Genomic DNA, 26757 nt, shown 5'->3' on the forward strand with positions numbered 1-26757 from the left:
ATGGAGGAGGTCAAGCATGAGATCGTGATCGTCCGCCGCCGCAGCGCCTTCGCCGAGGAGGCGCATCACGGCGGCGTCTGGAAGATCGCCTATGCGGACTTCATGACCGCGATGATGGCGTTCTTCCTGGTCATGTGGCTGCTCAACGCGCTCAACCAGGACCAGAAGCAGGTGGTCGCGAGTTATTTCAACCCGATCCAGCTCGCGGAAAATGCCCCCGCGCCGAAGGGCCTGAAGAATCTCTCCAAGAAGGAGCCGACCTCGTTCGAAGGTCAGGACGGCAAGCGCCAGCCGGCTGGCACGAACGAAGAACGTCGTGGTGACTCTCCGACCGCCGAGAAGCCGGCCTCCTTCGAGGAGAAGGTCCTGTTCCGCGATCCCTATGCGACGCTCGCCGAGATCGCCAATAGCGCGAACCAGTCTAGTGGCCAGCGGCGCGCCGGCGCTCTGACCTCCGCCGAAGAGGACGGCCTCAAGGGGGGCGATGCCTATCGCGATCCCTTCGATCCCGGCTATTGGAAGCTGGCGCCGCAGGCGTCCAAGGACGCCGATCGCTTCATCGAGAACGAGCCGAAGCCGAATGCCTCCGCGCGGGACGGCGCAGCCGGCGCGAATCCGGGCGAGCCGCAGGCGCGCCGGACCAGGACGGATGATGCCGGCGGCAGCGTGGCTCCGAACCCGGAGAGCCCGTACGCAAGCCTGTCGCCTCTGCTACCGCCGGGCTCCGCACCGACGCAGTCGGCACGCGAGGGCAGCGTCCAAGCCGGCGTTCAGGCCAACGCCGCCCCGCAGGCGCGTCTTAACGATACGGCGAAGGAGTCGGAAACGCGCGAGGTGGCGCAAACGCAGCAGCCGACCCTCAAGCAGCTTCAGTCCGCGATCGCAGAGGCGCTGTCGGACATCAAGGCAGGGGCGGGACCGGCGGCCGAGGTGCGTCAAGTCGAGGAGGGGCTCCTGATCAGCCTGACCGACGATGCGAGCTTCGGAATGTTCGCGGTCGGCTCGGCGGAGCCGCGTCCCGAGCTGATCCGCGCGATCGACAAGATCGGGCCGCTGCTGATGAAGCGCCAGGGCATGATCATCGTCCGCGGCCATACCGACAATCGGCCGTATCGGTCGGAAACTTACGACAATTGGCGACTGTCGACCGCGCGTGCGCAGATGGCCTACTACATGCTGGTTCGCTCCGGCGTCGATGTGCGGCGGATCGAGCATATCGAAGGTTACGCCGATCGGCGGCCGAAGCTTCCGAACGACCCGGCGGCCGCCCAGAACCGCCGGATCGAGATCCTGATCCGGGAGAAGCGCCCTTGATCAGGCTGCTACGCCGCGCCGCTTGGCTGCTGCTGCCCTTCATGGCGGCAAATGCGCTTGCCCAGCCTGCGCCCCAGGGCGGCGAACCCTATGAGCTCGTCCGCGCGCTGCAAGCGGTGCAGGACGGCATCGCCAACGGCGACACTGCTGCACATGGCAGTCATATCGCGCTGATCCGGCAGATCGGGGAGAAGTTTCTCGCGGCCGATCCCGCCGTGTGGAGCAATCCGCAGAACGGCCAGGCGGTCGTCATCTACCTGCTCAGCGGCGGTGCGCCGCAAATCGTCCGCAAGCTCCCGCGGGACAAGATGAACGTCGACGAGCGGCTGTTCAATGGTGCGCTCGCCTATGTCGAGGGTCGTCAGGAGGAAGCGCGGGAGCTGCTCAAGGAGATCAAGCCGCGGACCATTCCCTCAGGACTGGGCGGACAGGTCGCGCTGGTTCAGGGCGCGCTGTTCGCGCGCGCCGAGGCGTCGCTCGCGATCGAGCGTCTGGACGATGCGCGCCTGCTGTTGCCGGGCACGCTGGTCGAGGAGGCGGCGCTGCGGCGCGAGATCCTGCTGGTGGGGCAGGCGGAGGATTTCGAGAAGTTCGAGTTCCTGACGCTGGCCTATATCCGCCATTACCGCAATTCGATCTATGCCGGCGATTTCTGGCAGCGCTTCTCCGCGGGGCTGACGCAGTCGAGCCTGGCACTCGACGATCGCCGCTTTGCGCGGATCTCCGCCCTGCTGGAGCAGATCGATCGCGCCAGCCGCCTCAAGCTCTATCTCGTGATCGCGCGCACCGCGATGGTGCGCGGACGGCTGGCCATGACCCGACTTGCGGGCGAGCGGGCATTGACGCTTAGCGCGGACGCATCAGCGGAACGCGAGCGCGCCCATTTCTTCCGCGGCGCCTCGCGGGTGCTCACCGACGAATATGACGGCGGTCTCGCCGAACTGAAGGCGCTCGACCGGTCGAAGCTGCCCGAGCGCGACGTCCCCCTTCTCAATGCCGCCGTGCAGCTCGCGCTCGACGTCCGCAAGCCGTTCGCGGGCGGATCCGCCGCAGCAGCGGACAAGCCTCCGGCAACGCCGGCGCGGCTCGATCTGGCGTCATCGACCGCGACGCTCGCACGCGCACAGAAGCAGCTCGGCGAACTCGAACTCCTGACCAAGGACCGCCGTCCATGACCAAGCTCAATGGAACCTCCGGACAGCTCTTCTCCGGTCTCGCCGAGAGTCTCAACGTGCGCGGATCGCGCTCGGCAAAGGGCGCCGGAACCAAACCGCAGGCGAATTCGTCGTTCAACGATCTGCTCCACACGGTCTCGAACCTCGCCAAGCAGGCACTGAGCGAAGATGGCAGCGAGACGGCCGCGAAGACCGGAACGTTGCGCACGCGCCTGATCCACCCGACCGAGCAGGAGAAGCCGAAGGAGGCGACGCCGCGCGAACGTGTGGCGACAACTGCACATCCAAAGTCCATGGACGAGGCCTCCGACAACAAGTCCGACAAGTCGACGGAGAAACCACGTCCGGTCGACGATGTCGCCGGGACGGATCGCCAGGACCAATCCGGCATCGCTGTCATGGTCGGCCAGGAGATCGCTACCGCGCCTGCCACGAAGCCGCAGATGCAATTGCCGTCCGCAGACAAGGGCGCGCCCGCGCGCGACGAGCGGCCCCCCTCGGCGAAGCACGAGGCGCCAAGCACCGTGAAGGTGGCGACCGCCGATACCGTTCCATCCGGTGCTGCCCAAGCCGGCGCACGCTCGCAGGCCGCGGCGCCGCAGGCGATGGCCACGCCGCAGCCGGCACCGACGCAAGGTGCGGAGGCTTCGAGCGCAATGCCGGCATCACCTGGCTTCGAGGCGGTTACGGCCGATGTCGAGCGCGCTGCCAAGGCCTCAGTGCGCGCCGCGCTGCCCGAGACGACCAAGGTCACCGTGGTCCAGCAGGAAACCCATCTGCCACCGGCGCACTTCAACGCTCCGCAGCAGGTCGCCAACGCAGTCGTCGCCGAGCTGAAGGAACCGTCGGCAGCGGCGGCGTCCGCGGCGCCCGATCTCGCCCAGACCAACGCACCGGATCAGCCGCTCAGGATCCTGACTGTCAATCTCGAACCGCCCGCGCTCGGCAACGTCACGGTGCGCTTACGCCTCGTCGGCACCGAAGTGTCCGTCCAGCTCGCGGCCGAGCGCAAGGACACCAGCCAGATGCTCGACCGGCAGCGCGACCAGATCCGCGACCTCATGCAGTCGGCGGGCTACGTCGCCGAAGTCGCGCCGGTCCAGCACGGCCCGCTGGATGGATTTCAGAGCGGCTCCGGCCAGTCGCAGCCGCAGCTCTCGGGTCAGCAACAATCCTCGCCGCAGTCGCAAGGCGCGTTCGGCGGTGCCGGCACGTCGTCGGGGCAGTCCGACGGCGGCGCAAAGCAGGCCCGCCAGGAGCGCCCGTTCAGCCAGGAGACGCGTCATGATCAGGATGTGGCGGCGCATCATCGTCGCGGCCCTGTTTATCTCTAGTGCGAGCGCGGCCCAGGCGGCCGCCGAAACTGCGCGCCCCTGCGAGCGCGAGATGGCGCGCGCGGCGCAGCAGCACGGGATTCCGCTCGGCATTCTCTATGCGGTCGGGCTCACCGAGACCGGACGGCGCGGCGCGCTCCATCCCTATGCTCTCGGTGCCGACGGCCAGACCGTGTTCGCCAAGGACATGGATGGTGCAATCGCGAATTTCGAGACCATGCGCAGCAAGGGGATCAAATTGATCGACCTCGGATGCATGCAGATCAACCATTATTACCACGGCGACAAGTTCGTTTCGGTGCGGGCGATGTTCGATCCCGCCAGGAACGTCCAATACGCCGCGCGCTTCCTCAAGGAGTTGAAGCAGCGCGAAGGCAGCTGGACCATGGCCCTTGCCCGCTACAACGCAGGTCCCAACAATCAGCCGGCGCAGAAGCGCTACGTCTGTCACATCGTCGCGCACCTCGTCTCGAGCGGCTTCGGCGCGTGGACCGACAAGGCTCGCTCCTTCTGTCAGCCGAAAACGACCTGACAACATGAAGTTGTGCATCGCGCCCAATCATCAGCCCCGCGCAAGCAAGACCCCGCATTGTAGCTGCAACCTGACCAAGGAGTCCAATTCATGAGCCTGTATGGTGTTATGCGCACCGGCGTTTCCGGGATGAACGCGCAGTCCAACAAGCTGTCGACGGTCTCGGACAACATCGCCAACGTCAACACGACGGGCTACAAGCGGGCTTCGACGGAGTTCTCCTCGCTGATCCTGAAGAGCGGCTCCGGCAATTACGATTCCGGCGCGGTCGAAACCACCGTCCGTTATGCCATCTCCGACGCCGGCAACTATCACTTCACGACATCGACGACGGATCTTGCGGTCCAGGGCAACGGATTCTTCGTCGTGCAGGACGCGAACGGAAATAACTTCCTCACCCGTGCGGGCGCGTTCGTGCCCGACGAAACCGGCAACCTCGTCAACACAGCCGGCTTCCAGCTGATGGGCTACAACATCGCGAACGGTGCCGTGCCCAACGTCGCCGCCAACGGTTTCGGCGGCCTTCAGGTCATCAACGTCAATCAGATGGCGCTGCAGGCCGCGCCATCGACCAAGGCGACCGTGGCCGCCAATTTCGATCCGAGCGCAACCGCGATCGCAGCGCCGGCAGGGCCCGCCAACTACACGTCGAAGACGTCGATGGTGACCTACGATAATATCGGCAATGCCGTGACGCTCGACGTCTACGCTGCCAAGACGGGCGCCAATACCTGGGATATCCAGGTCTACAACGGCGCCACTGCGTTGACGACGCCGGGCCCCGCAACCACGTTCACCTTCGACGTCACCGCGACCGGCAAGGGCAAATTGGCCGCTGCGAGCCCGACGGCGCTCTCGGTCGCGATCCCGGGCGGTTCCGCCGCCTTCAATATCGATATGTCGGCCATGACCCAGGTCGCTGCCGCCTTCGATTTCAAGGCGACGGTCGACGGCAATGCTCCGTCCGCCGTGGAGAAGGTGAACATCGACGACAAGGGCATCGTCACCGCCGTCCTCAAGAACGGCACCACGCTACCGAGCTTCCAGATCGCGCTCGCCACGGTGCCGAGCCCGGACCATCTGACGCCCGAAGTCGGCAACGTCTATTCGCCGAACCTGGAGTCCGGAAACGTGCAGGTTGGCCTCGCCGGCCAGGGCGGTCTCGGCACCGTCAAATCCGGCGCGCTGGAAGATTCCAACGTCGATCTCGCGGACGAACTGACCTCGATGATCGAAGCCCAGCGCGGCTTCACGGCGAACTCGAAATCGTTCCAGACCGGCGCGGATCTGCTGGACGTCGTCGTCAACCTGAAGCGCTGAATTCTTCGGCGCTCGTTTCGGGCAAGAGCACGCCATGTCGCTTACCGCCGCTCTCAACTCGGCTCGCTCCTCGCTCATGGCGTCGAGCATCCAGTCGTCGGTCATCTCGCGCAACATCGCCGGTGCCAGCGCCACCGGCTATTCGCGCAAGCTCACCGTGCTGGACAATCTGCCCGGCACCGGCGTCTATGTCGCGGCGATCCAGCGCGCCGCCAGCTCGGGCCTCTACAACAACGTCCTGATCGCGACCTCGTCGTCGGCCAAGCAAACCGCGATCTATGACGGCCTGCAGAAGATCGCCACCGCGACGGTGGACGATCCCGAGCTCGACCAGTCGCCGACGGCGCAGCTCAATGCGCTGAAGCAGGCATTGCAGAAATATGCCAACGCCCCGGACAACACCACGCTGGCACAGGCGGCCGTCGCGTCCGCCAAGGACATGGCGACCGCGCTCAACCAGGCGACCCGGACCGTGCAGTCGGTCCGCGAGAGCGCCGATGCCGACATGAAGACGTCGGTTCAGAACATCAACCAGCTGCTCTCGCAGTTCGAGACCGTGAACACGGCGATCGTGAAGGGCACGATCTCCGGCGACGACATCACCGACTACCTCGACCAGCGCGACAGCATCGTCTCGCAGCTGTCGCAGGAGGTCGGCGTCACCATGTCGATCCGCCCCAACGGCGACGCGGCGCTCTACGCCGACAGCGGCGTCGTGCTGTTCGACAAGACGGCGCGGTCGGTGAGCTTTGCGCCGACGACCGCCTACACCGCCGGCACCACGGGCAATGCCGTCTACATCGACGGCGTACCCGTGACCGGGGCCAATTCGGTGATGCCGCTGAAGTCGGGCAAGCTCGCAGGGCTGGCTCAGCTGCGCGACCAGGACACCGTCACCTATCAGAGCCAGCTCGACGAAATCGCGCGCGGCCTGATCAATACGTTCAGGGAAAGCGATCAGACCGCCGCGGCACTGCCCGACGTTCCCGGTCTCTTCACCTATCCGGGCGCGCCGGCGATGCCGGCGAGCGCAACCGTCTCGGTGGGCCTCGCCGGCACGATCTCGGTCGCCGCATCGGTCGATCCGGCCCTGGGCGGCAACCCGAATCTGCTGCGCGACGGTGCGATCAGCGGCAACCCCGCCTATCAATCCAACACCGCCGGCAACGGCGGCTATTCGACCCGGCTGCAGCAGCTCATCGGCGGCATGGATGCCTCGCAGCCGTTCGATGCAACGACGCAAGGCAAGCCGAGCGGCAGCCTGATCGACTTCGCATCGTCCTCGGCAAGCTGGATCGAAAACCAGCGCAAGGCCGCCAACGACAACTCCGAGTACCAGAGCACGCTGCTCAACCGCAGCATCACGGCGTTGTCCAACGTCAACGGCGTCAACATGGACGACGAGATGGCCTTGATGCTCCAGGTCGAGCGCACCTATTCGGCCTCGTCGAAGATCATCTCGACCGTCGATGAAATGCTGCAGAGCCTGCTCGCTGCCGTAGGGAACTAAGTCATGATGAGCGCGAACTACATTTCCACCCTGATGTTGTCCTCCTCGTTGAGGTATTCGATCACGAACAACCAGGCGGCGCTGAGCAAGGCCTCGACCGAGGCGACCACCGGCCGCTTCGCCGATATCGGCCTCGAGCTCGGTGCAACGACGGGAAGCGACCTCACGCTGCGGGCGGACTTCAGCTTCGCCGATCAGCTCGTCGACACCAACGGGCTCGTCTCGGGGCGCCTGGACGTGACGCAGAACCGGATCACCCAGCTCAGCAAGACCGCGACGGATTTCCTCAAGGACCTGATCGCGGCCCGCAGCACCGACGGCGGCGGGCGGGTCATCCTGCCGCCTGCATCCTCCAATCTCCAGGATCTGATCGGGGCGCTAAACGTCTCCTATAACGGCTCCTATCTGTTCTCGGGCATCAACACGCAGAACGCGCCGATCACGCCTTACGTCGCGGGCTCGGCCAGCAAGAACCAGGTCGATGCGGATTTTCTCGCGGCCTTCGGCTTCTCGCAATCCTCAGCCAGCGTCGCCACCATCACGCCGGCCCAGATGCAGACCTTCCTCGACACCACCTTCGATGCCGAGTTTGCCAGCCCGGCCTGGAACACCAACTGGTCGTCGGCGACCGACCAGACCATGCAAAGCCGGATCTCCACCACCGAGATCGCCGATACGTCCGTGAGCGCCAACCAGACCGGCTTCCGCAAGCTCGCCGAGGCCTACACCATGATGGCCGACCTCGGGAACGTGAAGCTGAGCCAGGAGACGTTCCAGGTCGTGGTGGACAAGGCCATCGGGCTCGTCGGCAACGCCATCAACGACCTCGCTGCGCTCGGCGGCAGCGTCGGCACGGTCCAGCAGCGGATCACCACAGCAACCACCAAGCTCAAGACGCAGCAGGACATCCTGAACAATCAGATCGTCGGCATGGAGAAGGTCGACCCGACCGAAGCCTCGGTCCGGGTCAACACGCTGCAGACACAGATCCAGACGGCGCTGGCGCTCACTTCGCAGCTCCAGAAGATCAGCCTCATCAATTATCTCTGAATAGGGGCTCGTAACCTTTGTCCAGTTGTTCGGTCTCCTGCGAAGAGTGGTCCTGATGACGTTTGAAGCCTATGAAGCGGTCGTCGACGAAAGTGGCTATGAGGCGCGCAGCCGCGAGCGGCAGGCGCTCAGCCTCGGCATCGACCGGCTCGAGCGGATCCAGAAGGGGCGTTTCAGCCTCGAGGACCAGGTCGAGAGCCTGCTCTATGTGCGGCGGCTGTGGACGATCTTCATTGAGGATCTCGCACACCCCGAGAACGGGCTGCCGGACAAGCTGCGCGCCGACATCATCTCGATCGGGCTGTGGGTGGTCAAGGAAGCCGACCGCCTCCGCGAGCAGCGGTCGAGCGACGTGGTACAGCTCATCGAAATCAACCGCCTGATCCGAGACGCGCTTTAATGAAGATCTCCTTGCGCGCGGGCGAACGGATCTACATCAACGGCGCGGTGCTCCGCGTCGACCGCAAGGTCTCCGTCGAGCTCGTCAACGACGTGATGTTCCTGCTCGAAGGGCAGGTCATGCAGGCGTCAGACGCCACCACGGCGCTGCGACAGCTCTATTTCATCGTCCAGCTCATGCTGATGAACCCGACCGACGTCCGCGACGCCGCCGCGCTCTACGCGCAGCATTACGCGGCCCTGTGTGCCGTTTGCGAGAGCCGCGAGATGCTCGACGGGCTCGGCGCGATCCACGAGCTGGTCGGGGCGACCCGCTATTTCGAGGCGCTCAAGCGGATTCGGGCGCTGTTTCCGGTGGAGCAGGCCATCCTGGCGGGCGCCGCCAATGTTTCCCCGGTCGAAGCTGCCTGACAGCGGAGAGACAAGATGAACGTTAACAGCGCGACCGACACGACCGGCAAGTCGTCCAGCTCGAACGCGACCAACTCGCCGACGTCGAGCAACAGCGTGGACTACAACACTTTTCTCCAGCTCCTCATTGCCGAGATGAAGAATCAGGATCCGACCAATCCAATGGATACCTCGCAATATATGAGCCAGTTCGCCCAGCTCTCGACCGTCGAGCAGGCGATGCAGACGAATTCGAAGCTCGACGCGCTGCTGTCCTCGCAGTCCTTGTCGCAGGCCAACGGGTTGATCGGGAAGACGGTCAGCTTCACCGACTCGACCGGCGCCACCTTCAGCGGCAAGGTCGTCTCGGTCTCCATCAACAGCGACGGCTCCATCGCGACCCTTCAGGACGGCACGAAGGTCGCGGTCGGACCGGGGCTCACGATCAGCCAATCATGAACGAGCGGGACGCCCTCGATATCGTCCAGGCGGCGATCTGGACCATCATCGTCGCCTCCGGGCCGGCAGTCGGTGCAGCCATGCTGGTCGGCACCGTCATCGCGCTGATCCAGGCGCTGACCCAGATCCAGGAGGTGACGCTGACCTTCGTTCCGAAGATCATCGTCATTCTCCTGGTCGTAGCCGTCTCCGGCTCCTTCATCGGCGCGCATCTGTCGACCTTCACCGAGATGGTCTATTCGCGGATCGAACGCGGCTTCTGATCCGGACGGCCCCGGCACCATCCCCGCGTAAGCTTTGCGCGGCAGATTGCGAACCGGACCCCTCTGCCGGTGACCCATGGCCGATACGTTAGCTGCTAGCCTGCCCAATCCGCGCCGCCTCGGAACGGATGCCTTCTTCGCCGGCGGCATCGTGACCATGCTCACGATCCTGTTCCTGCCGATTCCTCCGATCCTGATCGACCTCGGCCTCGCGTTCTCGATCGCGCTGTCGGCGCTGATCCTGATGGTCGCGCTGTGGATTCAGCGGCCGCTCGACTTCTCGGCCTTCCCGACCGTGCTGCTGATCGCGACGATCCTGCGCCTGGCGCTGAACATCGCGACGACGCGCCTGATCCTGTCGCGGGGTGGGGAGGGCGAACAGGCGGCAGGCCATGTCGTTGCCGGCTTCTCGAAGTTCGTCATGGGCGGCGACTTCGTCATCGGCCTCATCATCTTCGCGATCCTGGTGACGGTGAATTTCGTCGTGATCACCAAGGGCGCGACGCGTATCGCCGAGGTCGGCGCCCGCTTCACCTTGGACGCCATTCCCGGCAAGCAGATGGCGATCGACGCGGACCTGTCCGCCGGCCTGATCGACGACAAGGAGGCCCAGCGCCGGCGCCGCGAGCTCGAAGAGGAGAGCGCGTTCTTCGGCGCCATGGACGGCGCCTCGAAATTCGTCCGCGGCGACGCCATTGCCGCCCTCATCATTACCGCGATCAACATCTTCGGCGGCATCGTCATCGGCGTCACTCATCACGGATTGACTCTGTCCCGCGCCGCCGACGTCTACACCAAGCTTTCCGTCGGCGACGGTCTGGTGTCGCAGATGCCGGCGCTGATCGTCTCGCTGTCGGCGGGCCTCCTGGTCTCCAAGGGCGGTACCAGGGGCTCGGCGGAGCAGGCGGTGCTGCGGCAGCTCGGCGGCTATCCGCGCGCGGTGTCGGCGGCCGCGCTGATGATGTTCGTGCTCGCTCTGATGCCGGGGCTGCCGATGGCGCCGTTCGTGCTGCTCGGGGGCGTCATGGCCTTCGTCGGCTACTCGCTGCCGAAGCGCCAAGCCGCGCGGGAGCGCAAGGAGGCGGCCTCCAAGGCCGACGAGCGCGCCCAGGCCGAGGCCAAGGAATCCGTCAAGGAGCAGCTCAAGACCGCCGAGATCGAGCTGGCGCTCGGCGGCCACCTTTCGGTCCATCTGTTGGGCTCGCGCAACGAGCTTGCCCACCGCGTGGCCAAGATCCGCAAGAAATTCGCCAAGCAGTACGGCTTCGTCATTCCCGAGATCAAGCTGACCGACAATCTGTCGATCGATCCCAAGAGCTATCAGATCCGCATTCACGACACGCGCGTTGCCCATGGCGAGCTCAGGCTCGGCGAGGTGCTGGTACTGGTCGACAAGGACGGCAAGCCCGACGTGCCAGGCGACGAGGTGATCGAGCCTGCGTTCGGCATGAAGGCGCTGTGGGTGACGGAAGCCTTCACCGACGAAGTCAAGCGGCAGGGCTGCAAGCCGGTCGACAATCTGTCGGTGCTGCTCACGCATTTGAGCGAAGTGATCAGGGCGAACCTCGCCCAGCTCCTGTCCTACAAGGACATGCGTGCCCTGCTCGACCGGCTCGATCCCGAATACAAGCGCCTGGTCGAGGATCTGTGCCCGTCGCAGATCTCCTATTCGGGCCTGCTGGCGATCCTGAAGATCCTGCTGGCCGAGCGCGTGTCGATCCGAAACCTCCACCTGATCCTCGAGGCGATCGCCGAGATCGCGCCGCATGTGCGGCGCTCCGAGCAGGTCGCAGAGCACGTGCGGACGCGGCTCGCCCAGCAGATCTGCGGCGATCTCTCCGACAATGGCGTGCTCAACGTGGTCCGTCTCGGCAACCGCTGGGACCTCGCCTTCCACCAGAGCCTGAAGCGCGATGCCAAGGGTGACGTCGTCGAGTTCGACGCCGACCCGCGCCTGATCGAACAGTTCGCGACCGAAGCCAGCACCGCGATCCGGAAATTCACCGAGAGCGGCACCAGCGTGGTGCTGGCCGTGACGCCGGAAGCGCGGCCCTATGTCCGGATGATCCTGGAGCGTGTGTTCCCGACATTGCCGATCCTGTCGCATGTCGAAGTCGCGCGCAGCGCCGAGATCAGGGCGCTTGGAGCCATATCGTGATCTCCGGGCTCGCCGACAGCGTGCTGGTGACGTTCATCGTGTTCTGCCGCATCGGTGCCTGCCTGATGCTGGTGCCCGGCTATTCCAGCGTCAACGTGCCGCCCCAGGTGCGCCTGTTCGTCGCCCTGGTCACGACGTTTGCGCTGACGCCGATCCTGATCGCCGTCCTGAAGCCGCTCACGGACAACGCGGCGCCGCTGACGCTGGCGCTCCTGATCTGCTCCGAGCTCGTGGTCGGCAGCGTCATCGGGCTCGGCGGACGCGTGTTCTTCCTCGCCCTCCAGACCATGGCGACCATGATGGCGGGCGCGATCGGCCTGAGCAACATCCCGGGCACGCCGGTCGCCGACACCGATCCGGCACCGGCCCTGGTGCCGCTGATCATGGCGGCCGTCACCACTTTGTTCTTCATGACCGACCAGCACTGGCAGGTGCTGCGGGGGCTGATGAACTCCTACGACGTCTGGAAGCCCGGCAACAGGCTGGGCGGCGGCGTGGCGCTCGACCTGCTCGTCGGCCGCCTTTCGGAAGCGTTCGTGCTGACGCTGCGGATCTCGAGCCCCTTCATCGTCTATTCGGTCATCGTCAACCTGGCGGTCGGCCTGATCAACAAGCTGACGCCGGCCATTCCGGTCTATTTCATCTCGGTGCCCTTCGTGCTGTTCGGCGGCTTCCTGCTGCTCTACCTCACCAGCGACGAGCTGCTGACGCAGTTCATGCTGGGCGTGTCGTCGTGGCTGGCGGAGTGACGTCATGACGTCGCGCGCGGACAAGCTCGGCCGGATGGTCTCGCTGGTGAAGCTTCAGCTCCGGCTCTCCGAATGGCAGCTCGCACAATTGCGGCAGCATGAGCGCATGCTGCAAGAAGAGCAGGAATGGTTGGTCGGAGCCTTGAACGATGGAAAGCCGCCGGCGGGATCGTCGAACGAATCGATCGCCCGGCGGCTCAACAGGACGAGCGTCGGCGCCCGCGCGGTGCAGGCGCAGGCCGCGCAGCAGCTCGACCAGGTTCGCCGCGAGACCCGCCGCGTGAAACAGCTCGAGGAGGTCGCCAAGGCCGCGCTCGCCGACAAGCTCCGCGATGCCGAGAAGCGCTCGCTCGAGGACATGACGGGAACGAGCCTTACCGTGCGCGCGTGGACGCCACTGCCAGCCAACCGGAACAAGACATGATCGTGACAGCGACGCCCGACCTCGTCCTCGACGTCCTCGAAGCCGCCGACCCCGTGACGCAGCGCGCCGCGACCGCGAAGCTCGATGCGCTGAAATCATCGGACGCCGATTTCGCCGCCACGATGGAGGCGGAAGTCGGCAAGGCCAAAGCGGCGTCTGCCGACCAAGTCGCGGCGAGAGTCGCCGAAGCACAGTCGGGGGCAGTGAACGGTGCACCGGTGCAGGTGATCAAGGCGCCGGCATCCGGCGAGGTCTACCGGAAGTTCGAAGCCTTCATCCTCCAGACCTTCGTCGAGACGATGTTGCCGAAGGACTCGGAGGAGGTCTTCGGCAAGGGCACGGCTGGCGGCGTCTGGAAGTCGATGCTTGCAGAGCAGCTCGGCAATCAGCTGGCAAAGGGCAAGGGCGTCGGCATCGCCCGGCAGCTCGCCGCCGCACACCCGGCCGGACCGGACGCTGCGGGGAAGGCCGGATCGTGATCGGCGAACGGGTGACAGAAGTTGAGAGGTGAATTTCCAATGCAGGCACATGAAGGCGCGGTAGCCGTGGCGATGGACCAGGCGGTCGCGGACACCGAGATGATGACGACGGAAGCCGCGCTGCTGCCCGTGCTGCTGCCGATCGGGGGTGGCGAGGCGATGGTCGACGCCGCGGATGCGGTGAGATCGGACGAAATGCGTGGCCTGCTGGCTGCAATACGCCGGCTCGCGAGTATCGTCGAGGAGGAGACGACCGCACTCGCGACGGGCCAGAAGATCGATTTCGACGACTTCAGCGCGCGGAAGAGCCGGAGCATGCTCGAGTTCGTCCGCCTGATGCGGGCGCGGATGCACCTCGGCGGCCAGGTCGAGATCACCGAGGAGATTCAGCGGCTGCGGGAGAAGCTCGAACGGAATCGTTCCATTCTGGAAATGCACTACGACGCGGTCCGCGAGGTCGCGAGCATCATCGTCAAGGCGGTCAAGGACGCCGAGTCGGACGGCACCTATACCGGTCGCACAGCGCAGGACGGAAAATGATCAGACTGGTGCTGGCCGGGCTCTGGGTATGCATCCTCACGGCGGGCACGAGCTATGCCGTCGCCTATTGGAAGGAGAAGGGCAGCCTGCTGCCGGCGAAGGACGAATATCTCGAAGGGCTGCAATATCACAAGACGCGGGCGCTGAGCGTGCCGATGGTCGAGAACGGCAATGTGCAGGGCTACATCGTCGCGCGCTTCGTCTACACCATGGAGGGGCGGACCATGCACCAGCTGAACGTTCCACCGGAGCCATTCGTCGTCGACGAGGCCTTCCGCAGGATCTACGCCGACGATCGTCTCGACTTCAGGAAGCTCGCCCGCTACGACCTCGCCATCCTGACCACGGCCATCAAGCAACGCGTCAACGAACGGATGCAGGGTGATATCGTCCAGGACGTCCTGGTCGAGGACTTCAACTACGTCTCCAAGGAAGAATTCCAGCAGAAGCCGTAGGGCATGCTGTTCGGAATAGCGCGGCGCTTGCGCCGCCACGGCAAGCCCGCGTGCTGCCGTCTCTGCCGCTGAAAGCGCAACGGCCTCTGCTGCTCGCAGAGGCCGTTACCGGTTTGGTGGCGATGTCCTGCCGCGTCAGTTGCTGGCCGGGTATGCGGCCGGGGCGGCCTGCGCCCGGTTCAGGAGGATGCCGACGTCGTCGAGCTCCTGCACCGGCTCGTCGAGGGTTTCGCCCGCCGGGATGTTGAGGCGGTATCCGACGTAACGCCGGGCCACGATCGCGTCGAAGCCGAGGCGGTCGCGGAGCTTCTTGCGCAGCTTGCTGACGTGGCTCTCGATCACGCTCTCGTCGAAGGTGGACTCGAAGATGCCGTAGACCGCGTTGAAGATCTGCGTCTTGGTGATCCACTTGCCGTGGTTGGCCACCATATATTCGAGAATGCGCAGTTCGCGGCGGGGCAGGGTGAGGGCGTGGCCCGCGATTTCGGGGTCACGGCCGTTGAAGAAGACCTGGATCCTGCTCTCGCAGGGTCTCGGCAGCTCGCCCACCCGGCGGCGCGCGATCGCGGCCGTTCGGGCGAGGATCTCGCGCAGGTGTATAGGCACGTGCACGACGTCGTCCACGCCCGATTCGAACAGCTCCAGCGTGTTCTTGAGCATCTTCTGGCCGCTCATGGCGATGATGGGAGCCGATGAGCGCTTGCGCATCGCCCGCGGCAGGCTTCCGCGGGCATCGCAATCCCCGAGGAGAAAGGCGTCCACCGCCGCCAGATCGGATTCGCTCGCAGATTGCAACCAGTCCCAGAATTCTCCGGAGGAGAAGCCGATCGACGATACGCCTTCGCGAACGAGCCCTCCGACGTAGCTGTTCGCGACGCTCTCGCGATCATCAACGATAATATACATCAGTCTTTCGCCCCTGTTTCGCACTTGTTGCGGCCGGTTGGGTTGTTGTGATGCCCCGGCTCGGCAACGATGCTGTTTGACGACATTCCATCCCGCGAACCGTTGTTATGGTTTCGATATTCGCGGGCAGCCCTACGCGTTCAGTGCCTGCGTCTCGCGGGCCTGTTACTTCAACTCGTTACTGAAACGCTTACTGCGTGAGGCTCGGCGGGCGTCTTACGGATCACCTCGCGGAGCAGATTGAGAAACGACCTAGAACAGTTGCGCCAAGTTGCTCATCGCGTCCGAACACTGCTGAACTGTGTCGATCTCCTCGCCAACTGGCGAGAATCACTTGAGTAGGACCGTAACAATTGCCGATTCCCGATCAAGCGTGCGTAAGAAAGCGATTGCTACGTGTGCTTGATACTGTTGATTCGTCTCGGGTTGTTTCTTGATATATCCAATCGTATCAGTTGATTTGAATCCTAAACTAGTTTTGCACCGTCGTGGTTGTATGGTTCCGCATCCCCGTACAATTACAGCCGTTTTGGGTGGTGCTCCGGGTCATGCAAATTGTGGGGTTTTCAACCCCGGATTGACACTGGAACCCGCTTTACCGCGTGCGACAATTCGACTCACGTCTGCGCCGCGACTCCAGCTTGGTGAAATCTTGGCGAGTGTGTGTCTTTCGAGTCGCACTCTCGCCACGTGTATGACGCGATCGACTCATGCGACGCCTCATCGCGCGTGATGAAAAGCTTTCGACACGCACGTTTCAGGCAAGCTTCGGCAAATAGCGTCACCGCTCGACAGACCGAACCGAACGGAGCATTTGCATATGTTGTCCGATGGACAAGCTCGTCCCAACGCGACCGCGGATGTTTTCGCGGCGGCGAAGCCGGCGCCGGAGGCGAGCGATACAATGGACAACGCGGCGCGAACGCCCAAGCCTGCCGCGAGCGCAAAGCGTGTATCGGCCGCGGCGAGCGACGAAGCTCTCGCAAAGGAGGCACTCGAGGGCTTGAAGCGCATTCGTGCCAAGGCACGGCTCGACAAGATGGCAATCCCGAAACCTGCGCCGGTCGCGATCAAGCCGGCCGTGATCGTGGCGAAGCCGCCGCCGCCTCGTCCGACATGGGTCGTGCCGCTCGCAACGCTGGCGGTCGCTGCCATGTTGGTGGTCTGCGCCTGCACCGGCGTGATCGCCTATCTCACCACCCAGCCGGCGCCGAACAACGTTGCGGCCAATGCGGAGATCAGGAATCTGCGCGAGACCGTCGCGCAGCTGCGCAAGCAGGTGTCGGGCGTGTCTGAAAATCTCGACGGCTTGCGCACCGCGGTCGATCAATCCAGCAAGGTCACGAACGATCGCTTCGGCAGGTTTGCGGAGAATCTGGACCGGATCGAGCGGGTGAGCTCGTCCTCGACGGCAAAGCTCGACAAGCTCGCTCAGGTGCAGGCCCAGGCTCCTGCGCCGGCGACGGTGCAAACGCAGCCGGTGTCGCCGCAAGGGCCGATGATGGCCGCAGTCGCCGCGCCCGAATTCACGGGATCGGTGCCTGCACCCGAGCGGGCGTCGGCGCCGCGCAAGGCAATCAAGGGCTGGTCGGTCCGTCAGGCCTATGAGGGGATCGCGATCCTGCAAGGCCCGAACGGCGTCATCGAAGCCGTGCTGGGACAGCAGGTGCCCGGTCTTGGCCGCATCGAAGAGATCAGGAACGAGAACGGGCGCCTGGTGGTGGAAGCCAGCGGCGGCGTCATCTATTCGTCGCGCAAGGCAACGCCCTGATCGAGCGGCCTACTATTGGCGGTGATGCTCGAAGCTGGTGCACAGCAGATCGACCTCCGCCTCGGCAATCGGCGCGCGAAACAGGCGGCAGCTGAACTCGGCCGCCGTCTTGCTGTCGGTACCGGCGCGATCCTCCCGCAGGAAGATGCACCGCTTGCAGACGTCGGTGTGGTGCCGTTGCTCGGCGGCATCGGAGTGGTCAAGCACGTGCCGGAACGTGTCGCGGAAGCGGATCTTGACCTCGTCACCGAGAACGGCAATCGCTTCGACGAGGACGTTGACGGGGTCGCGCACCAGAAACTTCTTGCCCTGCTGGGTCACGCTCAACGTCACCGACCGCTTGTCGGTGGCCGAGCGCTTCCGCTCGAGATAGCCGAGCCGCTCGAGCTCGCCGATGATGAACGAGGCGGTGCCGCGCGTGGTGCCGACGTAGCTCGCCAGCGCCGAGGGGGTTCGGGAAAACCGGTTGGCGCGGGAGAGGAAGCGCAGCGCCATCCATTCGCGGTCGCGCAAACCATGCTTGGTGCCTTCGAACCACAGGATGCGTGCGGCCTGCTCCAACAGTTCTATCGATTCGCGCGCCAAATTCATTTCAGTTCCAGGTCGGATAAACTTTATTCAATTGAGCCTTGATTAGCGCAATCGGGGCGGACGGGAATGAACCCGCTTGCGCTTCGTCGTCCGTTGCCGGCGAGCGTCGCGCGTCGCGGGAAGAAGCCTCTGCGTTTCCGAAGATGGAACTTCCGGCCGTGGAACTAGGGTGTCACAAAGAAAGACCGGGTAAATCGCGCGGCCCAGATCCTCCGAAAATTTCAATCAAATGACGTCGGTTTGCACGTGAATTGGTGATGACGCACGGTGCACGAACAACATGATGTGTCACCATCGTCACCGGGATTGCAATTTGTTGCGGCAGAGCCTGTCGGGTGCGCGAATAGGAGCATTCTCTGCAGCGACGGCAGGCCTGGCGCCAGGGAAAGAACCGCTTCTTTCGGTTAATGGATGTTGCGATGCAGTGCAGCTAGACGGTTAAGTCCGGCACACGATCGGGCTCCGGCGGACGGCGGACACCGGTGCTCGCCAACGAAGGGGTGAGGCGGTGAGCCGTGTCCTCGCAGGCTGGTGAGTTGCCTTTGTCCCGCAATTATTGGCGAATGCGGCGCCCGAGGGGCATCAGCATGGGAATCAGGAATGGGAAGATCGATGAGCTTTGAAAACACCATCACATCCGACGTCATTGGACTGACGAAAGTCGCCCCGCTCTCGCGCCGCGGATTCATGAGCGCCACCGCAGCCGTCGCCGCGGGCTACACGCTCGCGGCCGGTCCGGTCCGGGCCGATATCGTCACGACGGATACCAGCGGCCTCCAGGCCGGTGATGCCAAGATCAAGGTCGGCTCCGAGGAAATGCCCGCCTATTTCGCCCGCCCGGCCGGCAATACCAAGGCGCCGGTGATCATCGTGGCGATGGAGATCTTCGGCCTGCACGAATACATCAGGGACGTGACGCGGCGTCTCGCCAAGCTCGGCGCATTCGCGGTCGCGCCCGACTATTATTTCCGCAAGGGCGTCGACCTGACCAAGGTCGCGGACGTCAAGGAGCTGCTGCCGGTGGTGAATGCGAAGCCGGACGCGGAGTTGTTGTCGGATCTGGATGCTGTGGTCGCCTGGGCAGGATCGCAAGGCGGCGACGCAACGCGGCTCGGCACCATCGGCTTCTGCCGGGGCGGCCGCACGGTCTGGGAATATGCCGCCCACAGCGGTGCGCTCAAGGCGGGCGTTGCCTTCTATGGGACCCTGGTCGATCCCGCCAACCCGTTGTGGCCGAGGAGCCCGCTGCAGCTCGCGCCCGAGATGAAGGCGCCGGTGCTCGGCCTCTATGGCGGCGCCGATACCGGCATTCCCGTCGCCCAGGTCGAGCAGATGAAGGCAGCGCTCGAGCAGAGCAAAAAGCCGGCCGACTTCAAGATCTACCCCGAAGCGCCGCACGGCTTCCATGCCGACTATCGCGGCAGCTACCGCAAGGACGCCGCCGAAGATGCCTGGAAGCAGGCAGAGGCCTGGTTCAAGAAATACGGCGTGTTGAGCTGACGCTCAATCAAGAGGGCGGCCAGAGCGGCCGCCCTTTCTCTTTCAGGGCGTGACGATCTCACTTCGTCATCGCGCCGTAGACGATGTCCTGGACCTGCTCGCGATAATATTCCTGAGCTCACCCGGCGCCGCCGTCCCCACCACGACGACGAGACGTTCCTTGGGATCGCAGAAGAACTGCGTCCCGTAAGCTCCGTTCCAGGTGAACTCGCCGGGATTGCCGGGGACCGACGATAATCCTTCGGCCGTCCGGACCGCGACCGAAAGGCCGAAGCCGAAGCCACCGCGATGCGGCTCGACATTGGCGACGTTGTTCTTGATCTCGGGGCCGAGATGGTTCGTCGTCATGTGACGGACCGTCTTCGGACCGAGGATGCGCTGACCGTCGAGCTCGCCGCCGTTGAGCAGCATCTGTCCGAAGCGGATGTAGTCGCCGACCGTCGCGAACGAGCAGGCGCCGCCGCAGTCGAACTTGGTCGGGGTGTCCAGGAGCTTGATGGCCTGCGGCTTGCCCGTCAGCGGATCGTTCGCGAAGGGGCGGGCGAGGCGCGGGCGCTGCGCGTCGGTCGGATGGAAGGTCGCGTCCTTCATGCCGAGCGGCTGCCAGACATTGGCGGCGAGATAGTCGCTGAGCTTCTGCTCGCTGACCTTCTCGACGACGGCGCCGAGCACGTCGATCGAAAAGCCGTATTCGAACTCGGTCGAGGGCTGATGCGCCAGCGGCAGCTTGGTGAGGCGATCGATGAAGGCCTGGGTGTCGCCTTCGATCGCCGGCGCTGTGCCATCGGGATATTGCCGCGCCACCGGGCTCGACGAGTCCGGACGGCCGCCATACATCAACCCCGACGTATGCCGGTAGAGATCGTGGATGAAGATCGGCGAGGCCTGCGGCTCGAGCTTGAGCGAACCGTCGGCCTGGGGAACGCCGACCTTCATGTCGGCGAAGCCCGGGTAGTAATCGGACAGCTTGGCCTGGAGCGGCAGCCGTCCCTGCTCCATCAGCGTCAGGCCGGCGACCGCTGCCATCGGCTTGGTCATCGACGCCAGCGCGAAGATCGCATCGATCGGCATCGGCGTGCCCCTGGCCGGGTCGAGCTGGCCATAGGCCTTGTAATGGACGAGCTTGCCGTCACGGGCGATGGCGACCACTGCGCCGGGCACGCGCTTGGCCGCGATCTCGCGCGCGAAGAAATCATCGAGGCGTGCAAGGCCCTGTTTCGAAAATCCGACATCGTCGGGATTGGCTTCGGGCAGCGGCGCGGCGCGCGCGGCGCTGAGCGTGACGACGGCAATCGTCGCCGCGATCATGGCGATCGTCTTGTTCATGCATCCTCCCAAGGGGCGAGCTCGTTGTGTGGTGGCTCGCTCGACGCCTAGATCATGACCGCAGGCACGAAGTCAAGCGCGGGCAAGGCATGTCTGGCAGGCATCGGAGCGCAGGAACCCTATGGTCCTTCGCCCGCGCGCCAGAGAGCGTCGAGGCCGTGCCGATAGGTGGGATGGACAAGCGTGACGCCGAGCTCGCGCTTCAATTTCGCATTGGAGACCCGCGCGCTGCTGGCATAGAAGCTGCGGGCCATCGCCGACATCTCGGCGGTGGCGAACGCTTCTTCCGGCGGCGGCGCCACGCCGATCAGTTGTGCGGCATAGGCGATCACGTCCTGCGGCGGCGCGGGCTCGTCGTCGCAGATGTTCCAGGTGCCGCCGCGCACGTGGTGGATGGCGGCCATGATCGTGCTCGCGATGTCGTCGACGTGGATGCGGTTGAAGACCTGTCCCGGCTTGATGATGCGCCTCGCCGTTCCCGCGCGCAGCGTCGCCAGCGCGTTGCGGCCGGGACCGTAGATGCCGGCAAGCCGCAGGATCGCCGCATCGCCGCCCGTCGCATCCGTCCAGGCCTGCTCTGCCGCGATCCGCATCCGTGTGCGGTCGAGGACGGCCTGCGGCGGCGTGCTCTCGTCGACCCAGCTGCCCGCGTGATCGCCATACACGCCGATGGTCGAGAGATAGACGACCTTGCAGCGGTTTCCCTTGAGCACGCCGCCGAACGCCGCGATCGCGGGATCGCCGGTGCTGCCGGGCGGGATCGACACCAGGAGGACGTCGGCATGGCGAACCCGTTCAACCGTCTCGGGCGACGGATCGCTACCGGAAAACGGATGCACCTCGATGCCGGCGAGATCGTTCCGCTGCGCGGGATCGCGCACGGTGCCGGCGACATGCGAGAAGCTGTCGCCGTGCTTGCGGACGAAGTGCCGGGCACTGTAGCCGAGGCCGAGAATGAAGAGCCGCATGCGCCTCCTGTGCAGGTCGAAAGTTCCCGTTCGCGCCGTCATGCGCAGTTCGCTCATAAGAGATTTTTGGGTCCGGCAAAAGATATTGCGATTTGTCTCCCCCACAGGCTCGGTCGATGCTCGCTTCTCGCAGCATCGGAAGGGAGGGATCGATCATGCAGGCCGAAGCGTTGGTTCAGTCGCCAGCAGGCGCCGCCGAATTGATCCGCCGCGCGGCCGCGCTGATCTTCGACGTTGACGGCACCCTGGCCGAAACCGAGGAGCTGCATCGGCAGGCCTTCAACCTTGCCTTCGCCCGCCGCGGTCTCGACTGGCAATGGGACCGCGCCGTCTACAAGGACCTGCTGCGGGTGACGGGCGGCAAGGAACGCATGCGTGCCTACCACACAAGCTTAGAAACCGCTCCGCCCTTGTCGGACATGGACATCGCAGAGCTCCACTGCATCAAGACCGCGCATTATGCCGAGCTGGTCGAGACCGGCCGCTGCCCCTTGCGGCCGGGCGTGACGGATTTGCTCACGACCGCGAAGGCGCGCGGCCAGCTTCTTGCGATCGCGACCACCACCTGGCACGGCAATATCGATGCGCTGCTGTCGCGGGCGCTGGGCAAACGCTGGGCTGCGGATTTCAACGCGATCGTCGCCGGCGATGACGTCAGGCACAAGAAGCCGGCGCCGGACGTCTATCTCGAGATCCTGGCGCGGCTGAACCTCGAGGCGTCCGATTGCGTTGCAATCGAGGATTCCGCCAATGGTCTGGTCGCAGCCTCCCGCGCGGGCATTCCGGTTCTGATCACCCGCAGCATGTTCTTCGGGGACGATGACTTCACCGCGGCGCGGGCCGTGCTGGACGATCTGTCGGAACTTTCGGACCGCCAAACAAAAACTGAAAAACAACCCCATGCACAGTAGATCACGCTCGCGTGATCGCCGTGCTCAGTGGACGCGGTGACTGGCCCTATCGTCCTCAGCCTGCTCGACAATCTGCGCGATCGGACTGGACTGATGGTGCACCAGGCGCCAGTCGTTGCCAACGCGGCGAAAATGGTTGGCGGCGGCCAGCGCAGTGCCGTCGACGATCTCGATGCAAAGCACGCGGGCGCTGTCGCCGTCGACGATCGCCTGCGGCTCGGCGCAGACGATCTGCGGCCGCTCCGGGTTCTGCAGGATGTCGCGCCAGCTTCCGATCACGGTGGCGCGTCCGATGATCGCCGGCCAGCCGGGATGGATGCAGGAGATGCCGTCGTCGTCCGCCCACATCCGTTCCATGCCGGCGAAGTCGCCCGTTGAAAAAGCGGCGTAGAAGGCCGCGTTGGCGGCGATGACCTTGGTGTCGTTTCCCATCGCTCTCGGGTGGGGCAACGACGGGCAAAAATCAAGCGCGACTTCCGTCGATTTTGGCCGCAGTGCAGCATTCAAGACGCTGCTCGCGTCGTGGTCACGCCGAAACGTGCGTTGCCACGGCCCGCCGTGCGCCGTCGGCATAGAGGCGGCCGAGCGCCACGGTGACGGCCTCGCGCAGGCGAGGCTCGGCGCCGAGCGGCCCGAACACCTTCGCCACCCCCAGCAGTGCGGGGGCGAGGCGCTCGGCAACGGGCCCCGCCTCGCGCGCCAGCGCGGCGAACTCCCCGGCGAGCGGATCGCGCACGTCGATGGCGCGGCCCTGCTCATCGACGCCGCTGACATAGCGCATCCAGCCGGCGACCGCGAGCGCATGCGTTGCGATCGGCAGGCCCCTGGCAAGGCGATCCTGCATCGCGCCGAGCAACCGCTGCGGCAGCTTTTGCGAGCCATCCATGGCAATCTGCCAGGTGCGGTGATGCAGCGCCGGATTGGCGAAGCGCATGAGCAGCGAGGCGCGATAGGCGCCAAGATCGGTGCCCACGGGCATCGTCAGCGTCACCGCAGCCTCTTCCATCACTCGTGCGGCGAGGCGTGCGAAGTGAGGATCCTGCATGGTGTCGGCGATGGTCTCGTAGCCGGAGAGATAGCCGAGATAGGCGAGCGCGGAATGGCTGGCGTTGAGCAGCCGCAGCTTCATCAGTTCGAACGGCTTGACGTCGCCGACGAGCTCGACCCCCGCCGCGGCAAGGTCTGGCCGGCCCGCGGTGAAGCGGTCCTCGACCACCCATTGCGTGAACGGCTCGGTCATGACAGGCCAGGCGTCGCGCATGCCTAGCGCGGATGCGATCGCATCGCGATCGGCATCCGTCGTCTCCGGCACGATGCGGTCGACCATGGTCGAGGGGAAAGCGACCGTATCGGCGATCCACTTGCCGAGATCTTTCGAGCGCAGCGCGGCAAATTGCGTCACGATCCGCTGCACGGTGTGGCCGTTGGCGGCGAGGTTGTCGCAGCACAGCACGGTGAAGGGCGAAAGACCCTGCGCCCGCCGCCGTGCCAGCGCGGCGACGATGAAGCCCGGCGTCGAGCGCGGCGCGTCGAAATTGTTCAGATCATGCGCGATGTCGGGATGCCGCTCATCGAGATCGCCGGTCTGCGGCGTGTGGCAATAGCCCTTCTCGGTGACGGTGAGCGAAACGATGCGGGTGGAAGGATCGGTCATCCGTTCGACCAGGGCTGCCGGCTTCTCGCGCGCGACGACACTGTCGAGCAGTGCGCCGATGACCCGGTGCTCGGTACCTTCGGCGGCACGCACGGCGACTGTGTAGAGGTGGTCCTGCGGGGCGAGGGCGTCGCGCGTATCCGGGCTGCGCAGGCTGGCGCCGACGATGCCCCAGGACGTCGCTCCTGCAGCAAGGCAATCGTCGATGACAACCGCTTGGTGCGCGCGATGAAATGCCCCCAGGCCGAGATGCACGATGCCAGGCGTGAGGCGCGATCGGTCATAGGCCGGACGGCGGATGGCAGGTGCCAACCGGTCGAGATTGGCGCGACCAAGGCGCATCGAGCTCTGGCGCATGGACGTCTCCCCTTTGCTTTGCCGCTGCTTGACACGGCGCCCCTATCAGGTCAATGCTCTGGTCAATTGGTAAGACCAATTTTCCAAAATTGGCAGGCCGGGGGTCCAAACGACCTCGCGAGACCTTTCGGGAGGACCAGCGTGCCGCTGGAAGCTGTGGAGGCGAGACGGCTCTATCGCCAGGTCGCCGATCAATTGCGAAGCCTGATCGACAGCGGCGAGTACGCGGTCGGCAGCCGCTTGCCGACCGAGCGCGAGCTCGCCGAGCAGCTCAAAGTGTCGAGGCCGACGGTGCGCGAAGCCTTGATTGCGCTCGAGGTCGAGGGCCGGCTGCGCATCCGCGTCGGTTCCGGCATCTATGTGACCGAGCCCGCCGACGCCGTGCCCGCGCCATCAGCGATCATCGAAGGCCCGTTCGAGTTGCTGCGTGCCCGCGAATTCCTCGAAAGCGCCATCGCAGAGCAAGCCGCGCGCGTGGCGACCAAAGACGACATCGACCGCATCGACGCCGCGCTCGTCGCGATGGAGAATGTCGACCATCCCGGCGAAGCCTCGATGGTGCATGACCGCGCCTTCCACATCGCCATCGCAGGATGTCTCGGCAACGCCGTGCTGGTGCGGGTCGTCGGCGAGTTGTTCGACCAGCGCCTCAATCCCTATTTCGCGCAGCTGGCGCATTATTTCGAGAACCCCACCACGTGGCGAACCGCGCTCGACGAGCACCGGGCCGTGCGCGACGCGATCGCTGCGCGCCGGCCGCAGACGGCCTATGACGCCATGCGCGATCACCTCGCGCATTCGCAGGAGCGCTTTGCACAGAATTTTGGTGCCGAGACATCAGCAGAAGCAGCGGCTGCACGGAAGCAGGCGGCGCCGTCCGCGGTTCAGCCGGCGAAATCAAAACGACCGTCGAAGAAACAGGCCAAGAGCGGCAGCTCGCGGCGGCGGTGAGATTGGGCGGCTCGCATCCATGCCGGGGCGAGCCAACAAGAAGCAGACTTGAACGATGGAGGAAAAGTCGATGTTGAAGAAGATGACGATTACAGCAGTGATTTCCGCCGCCACGCTGTTGGCGGCGACCAGCGCGAGCATCGCGCAGACCAAGCTCAAATGGGCCCACGTCTACGAGACCTCGGAGCCGTTCCACACGGCGTCGGTCTGGGCCGCGCAGGAGATCGCCAAGCGCACCAACGGGCGCTACCAGATCGAGGTCTATCCCGCCTCGCAGCTTGGCAAGGAGGCCGACATCAACCAGGGCCTGTCGCTCGGCTCGGTCGACATCATCATCTCCGGCTCGAGCTTCGCGGCCAAGAGCTTTGCGCCGATCGGCGTGACCTATTATCCCTACACCTTCCGCGATGCCGATCATCTGCTCGCCTACACCAAGAGCGACATCTTCAAGGAGCTCGCCAAGGGCTATGAGGACAAGAGCGGCCACCACATCGTCGCGGTGACCTATTACGGCGTGCGCCAGACGTCGTCGAACAAGCCGATCAAGACCTGCGCCGACATGAAGGGTCTGAAGATGCGCGTGCCCGATGTGCCCGCCTATCTCGCCATGCCGCGCGCCTGCGGCGCCAACACCGCGCCGATCGCGTTCGCCGAAGTCTATCTCGCGCTCCAGAACGGCACCGTCGAGGCGCAGGAGAATCCGCTGACCACCATCGAGGCCAAGAAGTTCTACGAGGTGCAGAAGCACATCGTGCTGACCGGCCACATCGTCGACCACCTCAATACCGTGATCGCCGGCGCGCTGTGGAAGAAGCTCTCCGACGAGGACAAGAAGATCTTGACCGACGTGGCGCAGGAGGCGGCAGCCAAGGCCACGGGTGAGATCAAGCAAAACGAAACCAAGCTGGTCGCCTTCTTCAAGGACAAGGGCCTGACCGTGACCGAAGTCGACAAAAACGAGTTCCGCGACACCGTGCTGAAGAACGTCGCGTTCGAGACGTTCGGCTACCGCAAGGCGGATTGGGAGAAGATCCAGGCGGTGAAATAAGCCAGACCCTCATGGTGAGGAGCGCGAAGCGCGCTCCGGACGATGCTTCGCATCGCCGGGCGAACCATGAAGGCCCCGGTGCCACCTAAGTGTCGTCTGGGGCCATCCTTCGAGACGCTTGCTTCGCAAGCTCCTCAGGATGAGGAGGGGAGCGAGGTTACGCAGCAGAACTCGTTCGAGGTTCCGGGTTCGACGCTGACGCGTCGCCCCGGAACGACGTGAG

27 protein-coding genes and 1 pseudogene are annotated in these 26757 nt (G+C 64.8%); 22 read left to right on the top strand and 6 right to left on the bottom strand.

The genetic code is table 11. The features are described 5' to 3' along the window. The 17 genes from DCG74_RS12970 to DCG74_RS13050 all read left to right on the top strand — a co-directional run bounded on the left by DCG74_RS12970 (nucleotide 1) and on the right by DCG74_RS13050 (nucleotide 14551). Nucleotides 1-1314 (top strand): MotB family protein, encoded by a 1314-nt coding sequence (locus DCG74_RS12970; protein ID WP_172786951.1) that lies wholly within the window; start codon nucleotides 1-3, stop codon nucleotides 1312-1314. Then, nucleotides 1311-2489, top strand: a complete 1179-nt coding sequence (locus DCG74_RS12975; RefSeq protein ID WP_172786950.1) for a chemotaxis protein — start codon at nucleotides 1311-1313, stop codon at nucleotides 2487-2489. The genes DCG74_RS12970 and DCG74_RS12975 overlap by 4 nt, the downstream gene beginning before the upstream one ends. Then, nucleotides 2486-3823 (top strand): flagellar hook-length control protein FliK, encoded by a 1338-nt coding sequence (locus tag DCG74_RS12980; RefSeq protein WP_172786949.1) that lies wholly within the window; start codon nucleotides 2486-2488, stop codon nucleotides 3821-3823. The genes DCG74_RS12975 and DCG74_RS12980 overlap by 4 nt, the downstream gene beginning before the upstream one ends. Next, nucleotides 3774-4355, top strand: a complete 582-nt coding sequence (locus DCG74_RS12985; RefSeq protein WP_172786948.1) for a transglycosylase SLT domain-containing protein — start codon at nucleotides 3774-3776, stop codon at nucleotides 4353-4355. Before DCG74_RS12980 ends, DCG74_RS12985 begins: the two co-directional genes overlap by 50 nt. A 90-nt stretch (nucleotides 4356-4445) precedes the next feature. Continuing rightward, on the top strand, nucleotides 4446-5675 hold the full coding sequence (locus DCG74_RS12990; protein WP_172786947.1) for a flagellar hook protein FlgE: 1230 nt from the start codon (nucleotides 4446-4448) through the stop codon (nucleotides 5673-5675). A gap of 34 nt (nucleotides 5676-5709) precedes the next feature. Next, nucleotides 5710-7185: a flagellar hook-associated protein FlgK gene (gene flgK, locus DCG74_RS12995; RefSeq protein WP_172786946.1), complete on the top strand. Its 1476-nt coding sequence runs from the start codon at nucleotides 5710-5712 to the stop codon at nucleotides 7183-7185. A gap of 3 nt (nucleotides 7186-7188) precedes the next feature. After that, a complete protein-coding gene (locus DCG74_RS13000; protein WP_172786945.1) occupies nucleotides 7189-8235 on the top strand; it encodes a flagellar hook-associated family protein in 1047 nt (348 codons plus the stop codon). 55 nt (nucleotides 8236-8290) lie between these two features. Beyond that, nucleotides 8291-8635, top strand: a complete 345-nt coding sequence (flaF, locus tag DCG74_RS13005; RefSeq protein ID WP_172786944.1) for a flagellar biosynthesis regulator FlaF — start codon at nucleotides 8291-8293, stop codon at nucleotides 8633-8635. Then, complete coding sequence (gene flbT, locus DCG74_RS13010; protein ID WP_172786943.1) at nucleotides 8635-9045, top strand: flagellar biosynthesis repressor FlbT; 411 nt, start codon at nucleotides 8635-8637, stop codon at nucleotides 9043-9045. The genes flaF and flbT overlap by 1 nt, the downstream gene beginning before the upstream one ends. 15 nt (nucleotides 9046-9060) lie before the next feature. Then, on the top strand, nucleotides 9061-9483 hold the full coding sequence (gene flgD, locus DCG74_RS13015; RefSeq protein WP_172786942.1) for a flagellar hook assembly protein FlgD: 423 nt from the start codon (nucleotides 9061-9063) through the stop codon (nucleotides 9481-9483). Then, on the top strand, nucleotides 9480-9746 hold the full coding sequence (gene fliQ / locus DCG74_RS13020; RefSeq protein ID WP_025034323.1) for a flagellar biosynthesis protein FliQ: 267 nt from the start codon (nucleotides 9480-9482) through the stop codon (nucleotides 9744-9746). Before flgD ends, fliQ begins: the two co-directional genes overlap by 4 nt. Before the next feature lie 76 nt (nucleotides 9747-9822). Continuing rightward, nucleotides 9823-11904 carry a flagellar biosynthesis protein FlhA gene (flhA, locus tag DCG74_RS13025; RefSeq protein WP_172786941.1) on the top strand — a complete coding sequence of 694 codons (2082 nt, stop codon included), beginning with the start codon at nucleotides 9823-9825 and terminating at the stop codon, nucleotides 11902-11904. Beyond that, nucleotides 11901-12653 (top strand): flagellar biosynthesis protein FliR, encoded by a 753-nt coding sequence (gene fliR / locus DCG74_RS13030; protein ID WP_172786940.1) that lies wholly within the window; start codon nucleotides 11901-11903, stop codon nucleotides 12651-12653. The genes flhA and fliR overlap by 4 nt, the downstream gene beginning before the upstream one ends. Nucleotides 12654-12657: 4 nt before the next feature. Next, the gene (locus DCG74_RS13035) at nucleotides 12658-13077 is read left to right on the top strand and encodes a hypothetical protein (protein ID WP_172786939.1); all 420 of its coding nucleotides are present in this window, start codon (nucleotides 12658-12660) and stop codon (nucleotides 13075-13077) included. Further along, nucleotides 13074-13556 carry a rod-binding protein gene (locus tag DCG74_RS13040; RefSeq protein WP_172786938.1) on the top strand — a complete coding sequence of 161 codons (483 nt, stop codon included), beginning with the start codon at nucleotides 13074-13076 and terminating at the stop codon, nucleotides 13554-13556. The genes DCG74_RS13035 and DCG74_RS13040 overlap by 4 nt, the downstream gene beginning before the upstream one ends. Nucleotides 13557-13595: 39 nt before the next feature. Further along, nucleotides 13596-14096, top strand: coding sequence for a flagellar biosynthesis protein FlgN (locus tag DCG74_RS13045; protein ID WP_172786937.1), 501 nt, complete (start codon nucleotides 13596-13598; stop codon nucleotides 14094-14096). Beyond that, the gene (locus DCG74_RS13050) at nucleotides 14093-14551 is read left to right on the top strand and encodes a hypothetical protein (protein ID WP_172786936.1); all 459 of its coding nucleotides are present in this window, start codon (nucleotides 14093-14095) and stop codon (nucleotides 14549-14551) included. The genes DCG74_RS13045 and DCG74_RS13050 overlap by 4 nt, the downstream gene beginning before the upstream one ends. A gap of 135 nt (nucleotides 14552-14686) precedes the next feature. Here the strand turns inward: DCG74_RS13050 and DCG74_RS13055 are convergent, their stop codons facing one another. Beyond that, entirely contained in the window at nucleotides 14687-15457 is a 771-nt protein-coding gene (locus DCG74_RS13055; protein WP_172786935.1) for a response regulator transcription factor, read from the bottom strand. Nucleotides 15458-16277: 820 nt separating this feature from the next. On the opposite strand from DCG74_RS13055, the gene DCG74_RS13060 reads away from it, so the two are divergent. Then, nucleotides 16278-17228, top strand: coding sequence for a hypothetical protein (locus DCG74_RS13060; RefSeq protein ID WP_172786934.1), 951 nt, complete (start codon nucleotides 16278-16280; stop codon nucleotides 17226-17228). Nucleotides 17229-17240: 12 nt separating this feature from the next. On the opposite strand, the gene DCG74_RS13065 is transcribed toward DCG74_RS13060, so the two are convergent. Continuing rightward, nucleotides 17241-17819 (bottom strand): MarR family winged helix-turn-helix transcriptional regulator, encoded by a 579-nt coding sequence (locus tag DCG74_RS13065; protein ID WP_172786933.1) that lies wholly within the window; start codon nucleotides 17817-17819, stop codon nucleotides 17241-17243. 612 nt (nucleotides 17820-18431) lie between these two features. Between DCG74_RS13065 and DCG74_RS13070 the strand changes: the two genes are divergently transcribed. Beyond that, nucleotides 18432-19319: a dienelactone hydrolase family protein gene (locus tag DCG74_RS13070; RefSeq protein ID WP_172786932.1), complete on the top strand. Its 888-nt coding sequence runs from the start codon at nucleotides 18432-18434 to the stop codon at nucleotides 19317-19319. Between the two features lie 58 nt (nucleotides 19320-19377). Here DCG74_RS13070 and DCG74_RS13075 read toward each other — a convergent pair. Further along, a pseudogene (locus DCG74_RS13075) lies at nucleotides 19378-20645 on the bottom strand (serine hydrolase domain-containing protein). A gap of 119 nt (nucleotides 20646-20764) precedes the next feature. Continuing rightward, a complete protein-coding gene (locus tag DCG74_RS13080; RefSeq protein ID WP_172786931.1) occupies nucleotides 20765-21613 on the bottom strand; it encodes an SDR family oxidoreductase in 849 nt (282 codons plus the stop codon). 155 nt (nucleotides 21614-21768) lie between these two features. On the opposite strand from DCG74_RS13080, the gene DCG74_RS13085 reads away from it, so the two are divergent. Then, a complete protein-coding gene (locus tag DCG74_RS13085; protein WP_172786930.1) occupies nucleotides 21769-22524 on the top strand; it encodes an HAD family hydrolase in 756 nt (251 codons plus the stop codon). A gap of 24 nt (nucleotides 22525-22548) precedes the next feature. On the opposite strand, the gene DCG74_RS13090 is transcribed toward DCG74_RS13085, so the two are convergent. Further along, on the bottom strand, nucleotides 22549-22956 hold the full coding sequence (locus DCG74_RS13090) for a nuclear transport factor 2 family protein (RefSeq protein ID WP_172786929.1): 408 nt from the start codon (nucleotides 22954-22956) through the stop codon (nucleotides 22549-22551). A 94-nt stretch (nucleotides 22957-23050) separates the two neighbouring features. Beyond that, on the bottom strand, nucleotides 23051-24535 hold the full coding sequence (locus DCG74_RS13095; protein ID WP_172786928.1) for a mannitol dehydrogenase family protein: 1485 nt from the start codon (nucleotides 24533-24535) through the stop codon (nucleotides 23051-23053). Between the two features lie 141 nt (nucleotides 24536-24676). Here DCG74_RS13095 and DCG74_RS13100 point away from each other — a divergent pair, with 141 nt between their 5' ends. Both DCG74_RS13100 and DCG74_RS13105 read left to right on the top strand, forming a co-directional pair. Beyond that, nucleotides 24677-25486, top strand: a complete 810-nt coding sequence (locus tag DCG74_RS13100) for a FadR/GntR family transcriptional regulator (RefSeq protein ID WP_172786927.1) — start codon at nucleotides 24677-24679, stop codon at nucleotides 25484-25486. Nucleotides 25487-25568: 82 nt separating this feature from the next. After that, entirely contained in the window at nucleotides 25569-26534 is a 966-nt protein-coding gene (locus tag DCG74_RS13105) for a sialic acid TRAP transporter substrate-binding protein SiaP (protein ID WP_373569527.1), read from the top strand. The last annotated feature ends 223 nt before the right edge of the window (nucleotides 26535-26757 follow it).

Origin of the sequence: Bradyrhizobium sp. WBAH42, assembly GCF_024585265.1 — a bacterium.
Lineage (GTDB): Bacteria > Pseudomonadota > Alphaproteobacteria > Rhizobiales > Xanthobacteraceae > Bradyrhizobium.